Consider the following 14407-nt stretch of genomic DNA (forward strand, 5'->3'; position numbering starts at 1 on the left):
CATTATACAAACATAATGAATAGTAATCCTATAGGAATATTTGATAGCGGAATTGGCGGCCTTACGGTCGCCAATGCTATTTATAAGGCTTTGCCAAACGAAACATTAATTTATTTTGGCGATACCGCCCACCTTCCCTATGGCGATAAATCTAAAGACTTAATAAAACAATATTCATTAGATATTACCAACTTTTTGCTAAACCAAAAAAACTGCAAAGCCATAGTAATAGCTTGTAATACTGCATCGGCAGCAGCTTATGAATATTTAAGAGATACACACAAAGGAAAAATTCCTATTATTAACGTTATAGACCCCATAATTGAAGCCGTAGTACAAGATAATAGCATAAAAAAAGTAGGCTTAATAGCTACAAATACGACCATAAATAGCGGTGTTTATCAAGAAAAATTGTCAAGAAGAAAGCCGGAGGTAGAAGTAGTAACATTGGCTACGCCCATGCTGGTTCCTATGATAGAAGAAGGCTATGCCAATGACAATATAAGCCACGCCTTAATAGAAAATTATTTAAACAACGAAGCACTACAAAATATTGATGCTTTAATATTGGGTTGCACTCACTATCCTTTAATTAAAGAGGAAATTAATAATTTTTATAAAGGGAAAGTAAGCTTATTTGATTCTACAAAAATTGTAGCAGATAAAGTTAATTTAATATTAGGTAAAGAACAGTTGCTAACTAATGAAAGAAACGGCAACAACCATTTTTATATTTCAGATAATAATCCACACTTTAACACATCGGCTAAGCGTTTTTTTAAAGAAAACATTAACTTAGAGTTTTTGAATATTTGGGGTAAAAATAAATTATGAAAAAAATAACCATATCCACATTAATTATATTATTATTTGCTTTAGCTAATGCCCAAGGAATTGAATTTTTCCATGGCAGTTTTGACGAAGCAAAAACAGCAGCTAAAGAGCAAGGCAAACTAATTTTTATGGATGCTTATGCCGTGTGGTGTGGGCCGTGTAAAATGATGAGTAATAACGTTTTTCCCCAGCAAGTAGTAGGCGATTTTTTTAATGAAAATTTTATCAATCTTAAAGTTGATATGGAAAAAGGCGAAGGCGTTACTTTAAGAAGAACATACGGGGTTTCAGCATATCCTACATTGCTTATTATAGATGAAACAGGAAAAGTTGTAGCTGAAGTAAAAGGAGCAAGAAATGCAGAAAGTTTAATAGATTGGGCAAAAAAAGCCACATTGCCCAGTCAAGCCAGTTTTGATAAACTACAGGCAAAATATGAGGCAGGAGATAAAAGTACAGCATTGCTTAAAAGCCTAATAAAAATGAACCATGCCTATAAAAAAGACTACAACTCATTAATGCAAGAATACCTTAACGGACTTAGCGATGAAGAAATAATTAATAAAGAAAATGCCGATTTTATATTTGAATATAGCAATACTACACATAGCCCGGGCTTAAAAGTGCTTCAATCCTACGAAAGCTATTTTAGAGATATAAAAGGCAATGAAAAATACAATGAAAAGCTAAACAACATAGCTATACAAACCGTTTTTAATGCTATACCTGAGCAAGACGAAAAAGCTAAAGATGAAGCACTAAATTTTTTAAAAACATATAAACCTACAAACTATAGTAAATTAAGTGATGATTTAAACCTTAGCTACTACGAAAAAACAAAAAACTGGGAAAAATATGATGCCATAGCTAAAAAGTATATTAAAAGCTATGCAAAAAATGATAACGCTGTATATAATACCGTAGCATGGACTTACTACATGAATATAGATGACGCAAGCAAGCTAAAAACAGCAGAAAAGTGGATGCAAAAAGCAATAAAAGAGGACGATAATTATCAAAATAACATTACGCAAGCGTATTTGCTATACAAACTTGAAGATTATAGTGCTGCTCAAGATGCTGTAGTTTATGCCCTTACTTTAGCCAAAGAAGGTAAGGAAAAACAAAATGCCGAAATAATTAAAAAGAAGATAGAAGAGAAATTAGGTAAATAAATCGAACTCAGGTTATAATGATACTGTAGAAGTGTCATTATATATTCCTAAAATATACATTTTATCTTCCCTTTAGCCCTATCTTCCCCCTTTACTTTCACATTTACTTTACCAAAAATTTTATTCTTAGTATTTTTGCAGGCTCAAAGCATAAAGTATTGCCATAATGAAACATAAAAACAAAGCTGAAAAGCATCTTTTTCCAGAATACGACTCGTTAAACCTTAGCGATATAGATAAATCTATTGCTAAATTTTGGGAAGATGAAAGCATTTTTGAAAAATCTGTAGAAGAAAAAAATGACGACAATACTTTTGTGTTTTACGAAGGTCCTCCTTCTGCCAATGGCTTGCCGGGCATACACCACGTAATGGGGCGTACGGTTAAAGACCTTTTTTGCCGCTACAAAACCATGCAGGGTTACAAAGTACCACGTAAAGGTGGCTGGGATACACACGGTTTGCCCGTAGAACTTGAAGTAGAAAAGGAGCTGGGCATTTCTAAAGTAGATATAGGCACTAAAATAACTTTAGAAGAATACAACCAAAAATGTCGGGAAAGAGTACTAAAATTTAAAGACGTTTGGGACGATTTAACCATAAAAATGGGTTATTGGGTAGATTTAGATAATCCCTACATTACATTTGAAAACGATTATATAGAATCAGTTTGGTGGGTAATTAATCAATTTTTTGAAAAAGGATTGCTTTACAAAGGCTATACTATACAGCCCTATTCTCCTGCCGCGGGTACGGGCTTAAGTACTCACGAACTTAACCAGCCCGGTTGTTACAGAGAAGTAAGCGACACTTCGGTAACGGCTCAGTTTGAAATAATACGCAATAATAAAAGTGAATTTCTTTTTGACAATACAAATGAGCACGTTTACTTTTTAGCATGGACAACCACTCCTTGGACTTTGCCCTCTAACACAGCTTTGGGCGTAGGCAAAAACATAGAGTATGTTAAAGTAAAAACCTACAATCCTTACACTTTTAAACCCGTAAGTTTAGTTTTAGCAAAAAATCTAATAAATTCTGTTTTTAAAAACAGTAGGTTCTTTGAAACCGATATTAACTACCCATTTGTTAAAAAACAAACTGAAATTGCTGGTAAGCAAAGAATTGAAGCAATATTAGGTTATGAATTAACAGAGCTTCAATATCAAAACTTTATTAAAGTATATTTCAATAAAAGTAGAATAGTTGGTGATTTATTAGACGCTTTTAAAAACTTCAAGTTTAACTTTACCAAAAGAAGTTTAGATTTATTAATAAATGCTGAAATAAATGTACTCAACCCTAAAATTCCTTTTCGTATTGTTCAAGAATTTAAAGGAAACGATTTAAAAGATATTCGCTATCATCAATTACTGCCTTACAAACAACCAGAAGAAGGCGATGCTTTTAAAGTAATATTAGCCAATTTTGTTACCACAGAAGACGGTACAGGCATAGTGCATTTAGCTCCCAGCTTTGGAGCAGATGATAAAAATGCTGCCGATGAAAACGGCATAGGAGCTTTAACTTTAGTAGATTTAGAAGGAAAGTTTGTTGACGGCTTAGGCGAATTAAGTGGTAAATATGTTAAGAACTACAAAGATGTTCCCGAAAATGAATATCGCTCGGTAGATGTGGACATTGCTATAATGCTAAAAGAGCAAAACAAGGCTTTTAATGTGCAAAAATACAGCCACAACTATCCTCACTGCTGGCGTACAGATAAACCTGTTATTTATTATCCCTTAGATAGCTGGTTTGTAAAATCTACAGCGGTAAGAGAGCAACTGATAAAAAACAATAAACAGATAAACTGGAAGCCTGCCGCTACAGGAGAAGGTAGATTTGGCAAATGGCTTGAAGATTTAAAAGATTGGAATTTGTCGCGAAGTAGATTTTGGGGCATTCCATTGCCTATTTGGCGAACCGAAGATGGCGAAGAAATGATATGTATAGGCTCTGTAGCTCAATTAAATGCCGAAATGGAAAAGGCTAAAAAAGTTTTAGGCTTAGAAAACAAAGCTATAAACGACCTACACCGCCCATACATAGATGATGTAGTTTTAGTTTCTGCCAGCGGCAAACCTATGCACCGAGAAAGTGAAGTAATAGACGTTTGGTTTGACAGTGGAAGTATGCCTTATGCTCAGTGGGGCTACCCTAAACACAATAAAAACATGATAGACAAAGGCACTGCTTATCCTGCCGATTTTATTGCCGAAGGTGTTGACCAAACCAGAGGATGGTTTTTTACTTTGCACACCATTTCTACTATTTTGTTTGATAAACCTGCTTTTAAAAATGTAATAGCCAATGGCTTGGTTTTAGATAAAGACGGGCAAAAAATGAGCAAGCGAAAAAGAAATACCATTGACCCTTTTGAAACACTTAATACCTACGGTGCTGATGCTACGCGCTGGTACATGATGAGCAATTCTCAGCCGTGGGATAACCTAAAATTTGACCTGCAAGGTTTAGATGAAGTGCGTAGAAAACTGTTTGGTACGCTATATAATACCTACTCTTTCTTTTCGCTTTATGCTAATATAGACCAATTCAAATTTGCAGAAAAAAGCATTGCTTTAAAAGACCGACAGGAAATAGACCAATGGATTTTATCGGTATTAAATACTTTGGTAAAAGAAGTACAAAGTGCTTTAGATAATTACGAACCCACCAATGCGGCAAGGTTAATACAAGATTTTGTAGATAATAATTTAAGCAACTGGTATGTGCGGTTAAATAGACGTAGATTTTGGAAAGGCGATTATAGCGAAGACAAAATAATGGCATATCAAACTCTTTACACTTGTTTAGAAACCATTAGTTTGCTTATGGCACCTTTTGCTCCTTTCTTTAGCGATTTTATGTATAGAAACCTAAATAATGTAAGCGGCAGAAATAAAGCCACGTCTGTTCATTTAGCAGATTTCCCTAAAGCCGATGAAAAAGCAATAGATACCGACTTAGAAGAAAGAATGGCTTTGGCACAAAATATTTCTTCTATGGTGCTTTCACTTAGAAAAAAAGAAATGATAAAAGTGCGACAGCCTTTATCAAAAATAATAATACCCGTTATAAAAGAAGGTTTGCAAGCTAAAGTAGAAAAAGTAGAAAACTATATTTTAGATGAAATAAACGTAAAAGAAATAGAATATCTAAAAGACACTTCGGGTATTATAAAAAAGGTAATAAAACCAAATTTTAAAACTTTAGGACCTAAATACGGAAAAGATATGAAGGCTATAAATATGGCTGTTCAAAAATTTTCTCAGGAGGATATAGATGAAATAGAACAAAAAGGGCGTTATATTTTAAGCGTAGATAATAAAACGATAGAATTGTCTATAGAAGATGTAGAAATAAGCTCTGATGATATAGAAGGATGGTTGGTTGCATCGGATAAAGGCGTTACGGTGGCATTAGATATCCACATTACACCAGAGTTAGAAGCAGAGGGTAATGCCCGAGAATTAGTAAACAGACTTCAAAACTTAAGAAAAGATAAAGGTTTAGAGGTTACAGATAGAATAATTGTTACCTTAGAGAAAAGTGAAATATTTTCTGCTGCAATTAGCTTATTTAAAGCTTATATTTGCAATGAAATATTAGCAAAAGACATTTTTGAAGAAGAAAATTTAAAAACAGGAACAAAAATTGAAGTAAATGATGTTGAAATATTGATAAACATTGAAAAAATAGCATAACCATGGCAAACGACAATAAAAAAACAAGATATTCTGACAGCGAGTTGGAAGAATTTAAAGAAATAATAGAGAAAAAATTAGTAGAAGCCCGAGAAGAGTTAGAAGAGTATCAAAATCAAATTTTGAAAAAAAACTCCGGTGCTTCAGATACTGATTATAAATTTAATGGCTTAGAAGATAGTCATATACTTGTAGAGCGAGAATACTTAAGCCAGCAAGCGGGCAGACAAGCCAAATTTATCAATCATTTAGAAAATGCCTTAGTGCGTATTCAAAACAAAACTTATGGTATTTGCCGTAAAACGGGCAAGTTGATAAACAAAGAAAGACTTAAAGCTGTACCTCATGCTACTTTAAGCATAGAAGCTAAAATGTCTCAAAACGATTAAGCTTTTGAAAAGTAGAAGTTTTATTGCATTAAGTATTACTTTTTTAGTTCTGGTTTTTGATCAGTGGTCAAAAATTTGGATTAAAACACACATGCGTATAAATGAACAGTTTAATTTTATAGGCAGTTGGTTTCAAATCCACTTTGTAGAAAATAAAGGAATGGCTATGGGTATTTCGTGGGGTGGCGAAATAGGAAAATACAGCCTTACTTTATTTAGAATTATAGCCATTATTGCTATAGCTTATTATTTATTCACTTTAATAAAAGCACATAAATCAAAGTTGTTTATTGGTATTATGGCATTGATATTGGCAGGTGCTGCCGGCAATGTTATAGACAGCCTTTTCTATGGATTAATTTTTAGTGAAAGCTACACTCAAGTGGCCGGTTTTGTGCCTTGGGGCACAGGCTACACCAGTTTTATGCAAGGTCATGTGGTAGATATGATTTCTATACAGCTATTTAAAATACCTAATTGGGTGCCTGTTTATGGTGGCTACACTTTTTTCCCTTTTATATTTAATATAGCCGATGCTGCTATTAGCGTGGGTATTATTTTAATAATTCTTTTTCAAAAACGTTTGTTTGGAGAAAAAGAGATGCAACAGTAATGTACAAGTGTAAACACGCAACTGTTTTTATTTTAAAACTTCAATCTCATTTGTGCTTTGAGCTCAAAAACATTTTTGCTGTTTATTTGCTCATTTCCGGCTCCCATACTGTTTTCTTTTGAATAATAAGTGTTTGCCAAACGAAGCCAAACTTGTATGTTTTTAGTTACTTTGTATTGCAGATTTAAATAAGTTCTTATCCCTGTTTTGTAAAATGCAGGAATAGTAAATTGATACAGCACATCATTTTCATAAGCATAAATTCTGGCATCGTATTTTGGAACATCAAATAAAGCTATACGTGCTGAAAAAGAAAGTGGAAACATAAAATTGCTATAAGTTATGCTTTGATAAACCAAGTAGCCTGTTTGTTTTTTGTTTATTTTATCGTTATAAAAACTCATTTCTGCTCTGGTGTTTATGTTCCAGTTTTTAGTTAATTGGTAAGAAATATTTAAACGCAATCTTTGGGTAGTTTTAGGTGTGATAAAAGTGGCAGCTTCTATGGCACTTTTACTTATGTAGTTGTTATAGCTCAAATACTCTTGGTTCAATTCATTGACCTGAAATGCGTTTGCTCCAAAATAATTTTGCAGATAATTTTTGTTTTGTTGTGTTACCAATAGTCTATCGTTTTTATCTAATTCTATTTTAGTGTTTTCTTCTTTTGTTTCCCATTTGTAAGTGCAGTAAATTTCAAAATTCCTATTGTGCTTATATTTTAACTGAAATAGTATATCCTGTCCCCTGCTGGGTTTATCGGCTCGGTATTTTAGCCACGGAAATTTGTAAAAATCATAGTAAGCAGATAGTGTAATTTTAGAAAAAGGTTTTAATTGCGTACCAAAATAAATGCCGTGTTCATTATTGGGTGCTGTGCTTTCGCCAAAAGCATTAGTATAGTTAACAGTTTGATACTGAGGAGCATAATATCGGTGTACTATGCTAATATCGGCAAATTTGCTGGGGTTAAACATTACACCATTTAAAAAAGCATATCCCACTTTATTTTTAGAAAAACTCAAAGCTTCCTCTCCAAAAAAATGAAAACTTTTAATCAAATAATGATAATCTATACTCACATTTTGCAGTAAATTTCCTTGAAACTGATATTTGTTATAGAGTTCTTGCTCAAAAGCAATAGGTTTTGTAAAATAGGTGCTCACATAATTTAACCCTATGTGTTTATCTCTTTTAAAATATTGAAAATTAAATCCTGTTTTTAACTCTTGCAAAGCATTTTTACTTTGCATTTCCGTTGCAGTTCTGTGGTAGCCTGCCAACTGTATTCTATTGCTTTCTATTTCATTTTCTAAAGTATCGGTATAATTAATATTGCCATCTATATTTTTAAAAGAAACAAAAGGAGTAAGTAAAAAATCTTTAAATTGATAGGTAAAAGCCGCTCCTCGCATAAATAAATATTCGTTTACAGAAGTAAAAGGCTTAAGCGTGCTCCCTTGCTTTTTAACCATAGCAGTGTTAACCGATTTATTAAAACCAAAACCCGACCATAATACCAGCCCTTGTCCCATATTTATTTGATAATCGCCAAGAGCTATGGCTCGCCATTTAGTGTTTTTTCGCCAAAAGAAGTGAAAAGAATAAAAATCAAAACCCAACTTATTTTTATCTTTAAACATGGGTTCTCCGGCATCTTTTTCGGCAGTTATTCCGTAGCTTAACCTATTGCTGTAATTGTATCTGTATCTCAAATAAATTTTGCTTGGATTGCCTAAATAGTTGCCGTTTTTATAACCTTCCGTTTTCGGAAATTTTTGTTGATACCTTAAAAAAACTTGATGAGTTCCTTTGCTTAATAGTTTGCCAAATTTTATATTAAAATCATCAATATTTCCCTTTACTTTCACAAAAGGTAATATGTTTTGTATAAAATCTATTTCAAAAAAAGGGATGGCTTGAAGTTCATATATACTGATAAGTTTTCCGTTTATTTCTATATGTTTTAGTAGTGCATTAATTTGCTGGTCTGTAAAAAGTTGCGATGATTCTAAATCATAAACAGAAGCATTATTAAGGTCTATAGGATGGTTTTTTAGCTCATTAAAATGTTCAAAATACGTATCAAAATCATAGCTTTCATCTTGATTATTTTGCATTAAAGCTTCTATTATTTGTGTTATATCACTTTCGTCTTGCGCATAAATATTTAAAGAAAACAATACCGAAATACCAAGTAAAAAATAATATTTAAACTCACTCTTTAGCATTTTTCTTAAAAGTATATTGCAAAGAAAGTTGTGGAGAGTAACCTAAATTAATATCCCATACAGAAGAGAAATCAATATCTAAGTTTTTAACGTGCGTACCCAAACCAAAGGTAAATAAAGTGGGTTGAGTAGCTCCGCCAATTCTTAATGACAAATATTTGTGTACATCATAATTAAAACCCAGCCTTATTTGAAATGGATTAATTAAATCTTTTTGTGCTTCTAATATTATTTCAAATTTTTTGGAAGGCAAATAAGCCAAACCGAGTTTAAATTCGGTGGAAAGTGTTTCTTTATACACTTTTTCCAGTTTCATTTTTATGGGATTATAAACTGTAAAGCCAATGTGAAATTTATTTATAGGTTTATACAAAACTCCTAAATTGAAAGAAACTAAACTTTTACTGCCATTTTCGGCTATTGCCAAACGATGATAATTAAATTTTAAACCTGCCGAAATTTTACTGCCAAAGTTTTTAGCATAGCCTATGCCTATTTCTGTTTCATTGTATAAACTATAGCCATAAAAATAACTTGTTAAACTAAATGCCCCCAGTTTGTCATTTTTGTAGGTAAAAGCCAAGTTAAAAGCATTAATATTGGATTGTAAAAACCTATTTTCTGCATATAAGCCCAATTGTGTATGCTTTAAAAAAGCAGTATTAGCAATATTGTTAAAAGCCGAAAAAACATTGATTTGCGTAGTGCTTGTTTTGCCCATGGCTTGCTGTTTCGCTCCCACGGTAGCTTGCTCGCCTCCGGCAAAAACGAAGGCAAAAAAGGCTGTAAAACAGTAAGAAATAAAAAAGCGGACTACATACATTCAGTATAAATATAAGTAATGCGTTTTAAATATTATAAAGATTTCAGAATTATTTTATAACAAAGTGTATTTATCATTGGTAGTATGTCATCTAACCAACGAGAGGAATCTACCTTATTTTTTTAGAGATTCAGCTACTCATGCAAGGTAGATATTTCACTTCGTCTGCTTGCCGCAGGCAGGTTCAATATAAGTGGGGGCGGCACAGTATTCGTGGCACGACTTGGAGTTGTGCCACGAGTAAAAATATTTTTACAATCTTAAGTTTTTTGCTAAAAATTTTGTAATCTCAATATATATATATATTAGAGGCTATATTTATTAAATTAAAACCAAATTAGTCATGAAAAAATTATTTTTTATCAGTTTGTTAATCCTTTTTTACATCACTAATATCAAACCCTAAACGTTTACCTGTTTTATGGCTTATAGTTCCACCGGAAATGGTTTTTTGAGCTACTGTAAGTTCTTTTACCATGCTATATTTTGGCACCCAAAGGTCAAAATCTATACAATATGCCATTATTTGCTCTACTATTAGCTTTATCATTTCTTGATTGATAACTAATTTGTCAAAATCTTTATATAAAAAACCTAACTTTTCTTCGCCTTCTAAAAAGAAATGATAATCTTTATTTACAAATATTCTCGCTATTAAATAGCCCACATCGTTCATTCTTGAATATTTAAAAGAATCTGCCAAGTAGTTATACACCTCTATCATGCCCACATATTTATTGCGTTCGTCATTTTTAACGTACTCGGTTTTGTTAATATGAAAATCATCTTCAAAACTAAACACATTGGTATGCATACTAAAAATAAGTAAGTCTCCGGCAAATTTCAATCGGGCTTCAAACTTCCCGTTTTCATCATACTCTACCTCAAAAAGTTCTTCTTTCAATTCTTTTTGTAAGTAATTGCTATACTCGTGTAGTATAATTTTTAGTTCTTCAAAAACTTCCGTAGTGGAATTATATACTTCTTGTTTTAAATTTCCTTTAGCTTTTAAAAATTGAGCCAGTTGTTTTAAATTTTCAGTCATTTTTCTTTGTTTTTGGTATTGAGTAATCTGTGTTCAGATTCCTGCCTCTGCCTTATCGGCAGACAAGTTCGCAGGAATGACGAATATCTATTTTACAAATTACCTAATTATCAAATTAATACGCTCTCGCAAAAATTACTTTATGCTTCGCTTCTTTTCCTGTATAAATACATGAGCCGTTAGGTGCATTATCTTCCAATGGAATACAGCGGATAGTTGCTCCCGTTTCTTCTTTTATTTTATCCTCAGTTTCAGCAGTGCCGTCCCAGTTAGCTACTATAAAACCACCTTTATTTTCTAAAACCTGCTTAAACTCATCATAAGTTTTTACCTCCGTAGTGTTATCAGCACGGTGTTGTAGTGCTTTATTTTTTATGCCTGTTTCTATATCTGTAAGCAACTGCCCAATAGTTTGAGCAATATTACTACTGCTTAAAGTGTTTTTTTCTTTAGTATCTCTTCTGGCTATTTCTACCGTGCCGTTTTCCAAATCTCTCGGGCCTATTACTATTCTTGTAGGGTAGCCTTTCAGTTCGTATTCTGCAAATTTAAAACCCGGGCGTTTGGTATCGTCTTTATCTATTTGTACTCTTATGCCTGCTTTTCTTAATTCTTCAGCCATTTCTTCGGCTTTTAGCATAATTTGGTCGTTAACTTCCGGTTTATTTTTTAAGAAAAAAGGAATTATTACCGTTTGATAAGGTGCTAATTTTGGAGGCAATACTAAACCTTCGTCATCGCTGTGGGTCATTATTAACGCACCCATTAGCCTTGTAGAAACACCCCAAGATGTTGCCCACACATATTCTTCATTTCCTTCTTTGTCTGCAAACCTTACATCAAAAGCTTTAGCAAAATTTTGCCCTAAAAAGTGGCTTGTTCCCGCTTGCAAAGCTTTGCCATCTTGCATTAAAGCTTCTATACAATAAGTTTCTAATGCTCCGGCAAATCTTTCGCTTGGGCTTTTTGTACCTTTTATTACAGGCATTGCCATAAAATTTTCGGCAAAGTCTGCGTAAACATCCAGCATTTTTTCTGCTTCGGCTATAGCTTCTTGCTTTGTAGCGTGTGCCGTGTGTCCTTCTTGCCATAAAAATTCTGCTGTACGCAAAAATAATCGTGTTCGCATTTCCCAACGCACCACATTTGCCCACTGGTTTATTAATAAAGGTAAATCTCTGTATGATTGTATCCAATTTCTGTAGGTATTCCAAATAATAGTTTCCGAAGTAGGACGCACCACTAATTCTTCTTCAAGTTTAGCATCTGGGTCCACCACCACGCCATTGCCATCAGGAGCAGTTTTTAGTCTATAATGTGTTACTACGGCACATTCTTTAGCAAAACCTTCCACATGGTCTGCTTCTTTGCTTAAATAACTTTTAGGAATAAATAAAGGGAAATACGCATTAACGTGTCCTGTTTCTTTAAAACGCTTATCCAGCTCAGCTTTCATATTTTCCCAAATAGCGAAACCATAAGGTTTTATAACCATACAACCACGCACATCGCTATGCTCTGCAAGGTCGGCTTTTAGTACTAATTCATTATACCATTGCGAATAATCTTCGTTACGATTTGTTAAACCTTTGCTCATTTGAATTTTTTTGGTATGTAGTTTGTTATCTTTATAGAGGCAAAAGTAAATAATTAAACACTTATGCCCTTCTTATTGAGAAACAAAATTTTGAAGTTATGAAAAATTATATGAAATATTTAAGCGTTGTGGTAGCAACTTTTTTATTGGGTACTACTGTAAATGCACAGTTTGATGATGTGTATTACGACCCTAATGACAACCAAAGTAATTGGAATAATAATAATTCTTCTTATGAAAATTATGATTATGATGGAAATAATAATGAGCCGGATTATTCTGAAAGTTATTATGACGAAAATGGAGATACTTATGTAACTAATAATTATTACAACGATTATTATGATGAAGATTATTCTTATTCTAAAAGATTAAGAAGATATTATCAGCCTACTTTTGGTATAGGATATTACGACTATTGGTACACCGATTATTATTGGAATAACCCTTGGTATGGAGCTTACTGTACTACGCCAAACTTTTATTATGGATGGAGAAGACCCGGCATAACTGTTAGTTTTGGTTATAATCCTTGGGGATATAATAATTGGTATGGATACAATACATGGGGTTATAATTCTTGGGGACACAATCATTATTACAATCCTTATCCTTATTATGGCTACGGTTATGGATACAATCCATACTACAATGGCTACTATGGTGGTTATTACGACCCTTATTATTCATATAACAATGGATATTATAATAACGGCTGGGGATATAGAAACCAAACCGATTACACAGGACCAAGAAATTCCGGAGCAAATACTACTGTAGGAAGTACTACCGTAAAACAACCTGTACTTAGTGGCAAACAGCCTGTAGATGGCAATAATAGCACTTACACTCCTGTAAAAGGAAATGTTAAAACGCCAACATCTGTTGTTAAAACGCCTAACGCTACAATTAATCAGCCGGCAGTAAAAACGCCAAATGCTACTATTAACCAACCTGCGGTGAAAACACCTAATACAAATGTTGGAATTAAAACACCAAATGCAACCATAAATCAGCCTGCGGTAAAAACGCCTAACTCAAATATTGGAGTAAAAACACCAAATGCCACTATTAATCAACCTGCGGTAAAAAGCCCTAATACAAATGTTGGCGTAAAAACACCGCAAGGAAACTTTGATAATAACAAAGTAAATACACCTACTAAAGCACCTAATAATTATGAATACAATTCGCCAAGTAAAGTGAAAACGCCTACTAACAGATATGATGGATACGACAATGGGAACATACAAATAAACAAAGCTCCAAGTACACCAAAGTATAATAGTACGCCAAAAAACAATAATAAACAAAGCACTCCGAGTTATAATAATAATAGACAAAGTGCTCCAAGTTATAATAAACAAAGTACACCAAGCTATAATGCACCAAGTAAACAGCCTACTTATAGTGCTCCTAGCAAATCTAATTATTCAAGTCCAAGCTATAGTGCTCCAAGTAGATCTTCTTCTCCTTCTTATGGTGGTAGCAAAAGTAGTGGAGGAAGTTTTTCAAGCCCTTCAAGAAGTAGTGGGCCAAGTAAAAGTGGATTTAGCAAGTAAATATTTATGAGGTATTTGTTTAGTGTCATATCATTATTTATTTTGCTAACAGCTTGCAATAAAAATAAGGATGATAAAAAAACTTTAGCTTGTGGTGATGTAGTTAACATAGATGCCGATAAATATCAATCAGATAGCAGTAGTTATTTTCTTATAGATACTGCTTTTATTAATCAAAATTGTTTAACTATTACTATAGGTGCAAGTGGTTGCGATGGTTCTACTTGGCAAACTGTTTTATATGATGAGGGTGTAGTTATGGACTCTTATCCTATACAGAGAAATATTAGGTTTGTTTTAAAAAATGAAGAATTGTGTTTAGCTGTTTTTTCAAAAACGTACTCATTTGATTTGCAACCTACGCAAGGTACAGAAAACAAAATATCCTTTAATTTAGAAGGCTGGAATAATGCCTTATTATATGAATATTAA

General features: G+C 33.1%; 11 protein-coding genes. 7 read left to right on the forward strand and 4 right to left on the reverse strand.

The window, feature by feature from the left end; translation table 11 throughout:
* The first annotated feature begins 15 nt into the window (after positions 1–15).
* The 5 genes from H6578_02805 to H6578_02825 all read left to right on the forward strand — a co-directional run bounded on the left by H6578_02805 (position 16) and on the right by H6578_02825 (position 6717).
* Positions 16–834, forward strand: a complete 819-nt coding sequence (locus H6578_02805) for a glutamate racemase (protein ID MCB9226091.1) — start codon at positions 16–18, stop codon at positions 832–834.
* Positions 831–2009 (forward strand): thioredoxin family protein, encoded by a 1179-nt coding sequence (locus H6578_02810; protein ID MCB9226092.1) that lies wholly within the window; start codon positions 831–833, stop codon positions 2007–2009. Before H6578_02805 ends, H6578_02810 begins: the two co-directional genes overlap by 4 nt.
* Positions 2010–2175: 166 nt before the next feature.
* Positions 2176–5715, forward strand: a complete 3540-nt coding sequence (locus tag H6578_02815) for an isoleucine--tRNA ligase (protein ID MCB9226093.1) — start codon at positions 2176–2178, stop codon at positions 5713–5715.
* Between the two features lie 2 nt (positions 5716–5717).
* A complete protein-coding gene (locus H6578_02820) occupies positions 5718–6104 on the forward strand; it encodes a TraR/DksA family transcriptional regulator (protein ID MCB9226094.1) in 387 nt (128 codons plus the stop codon).
* Positions 6100–6717 carry a lipoprotein signal peptidase gene (locus tag H6578_02825; GenBank protein MCB9226095.1) on the forward strand — a complete coding sequence of 206 codons (618 nt, stop codon included), beginning with the start codon at positions 6100–6102 and terminating at the stop codon, positions 6715–6717. Before H6578_02820 ends, H6578_02825 begins: the two co-directional genes overlap by 5 nt.
* Before the next feature lie 32 nt (positions 6718–6749).
* Here H6578_02825 and H6578_02830 read toward each other — a convergent pair whose 3' ends face one another.
* The 4 genes from H6578_02830 to H6578_02845 all read right to left on the reverse strand — a co-directional run bounded on the left by H6578_02830 (position 6750) and on the right by H6578_02845 (position 12413).
* The gene (locus H6578_02830; GenBank protein MCB9226096.1) at positions 6750–8948 is read right to left on the reverse strand and encodes a hypothetical protein; all 2199 of its coding nucleotides are present in this window, start codon (positions 8946–8948) and stop codon (positions 6750–6752) included.
* Complete coding sequence (locus H6578_02835; protein ID MCB9226097.1) at positions 8935–9771, reverse strand: hypothetical protein; 837 nt, start codon at positions 9769–9771, stop codon at positions 8935–8937. Before H6578_02835 ends, H6578_02830 begins: the two co-directional genes overlap by 14 nt.
* A 370-nt stretch (positions 9772–10141) precedes the next feature.
* The gene (locus tag H6578_02840) at positions 10142–10816 is read right to left on the reverse strand and encodes a hypothetical protein (protein MCB9226098.1); all 675 of its coding nucleotides are present in this window, start codon (positions 10814–10816) and stop codon (positions 10142–10144) included.
* Between the two features lie 115 nt (positions 10817–10931).
* Positions 10932–12413, reverse strand: coding sequence for a proline--tRNA ligase (locus H6578_02845; GenBank protein ID MCB9226099.1), 1482 nt, complete (start codon positions 12411–12413; stop codon positions 10932–10934).
* A 98-nt stretch (positions 12414–12511) separates the two neighbouring features.
* Between H6578_02845 and H6578_02850 the strand changes: the two genes are divergently transcribed.
* Both H6578_02850 and H6578_02855 read left to right on the forward strand, forming a co-directional pair.
* Positions 12512–13975 carry a hypothetical protein gene (locus H6578_02850; protein ID MCB9226100.1) on the forward strand — a complete coding sequence of 488 codons (1464 nt, stop codon included), beginning with the start codon at positions 12512–12514 and terminating at the stop codon, positions 13973–13975.
* 6 nt (positions 13976–13981) lie between these two features.
* The gene (locus H6578_02855; GenBank protein MCB9226101.1) at positions 13982–14407 is read left to right on the forward strand and encodes a hypothetical protein; all 426 of its coding nucleotides are present in this window, start codon (positions 13982–13984) and stop codon (positions 14405–14407) included.

The sequence above is a fragment of the Chitinophagales bacterium genome (genome assembly GCA_020635995.1).
GTDB lineage: Bacteria > Bacteroidota > Bacteroidia > Chitinophagales > UBA8649 > JAFMKE01.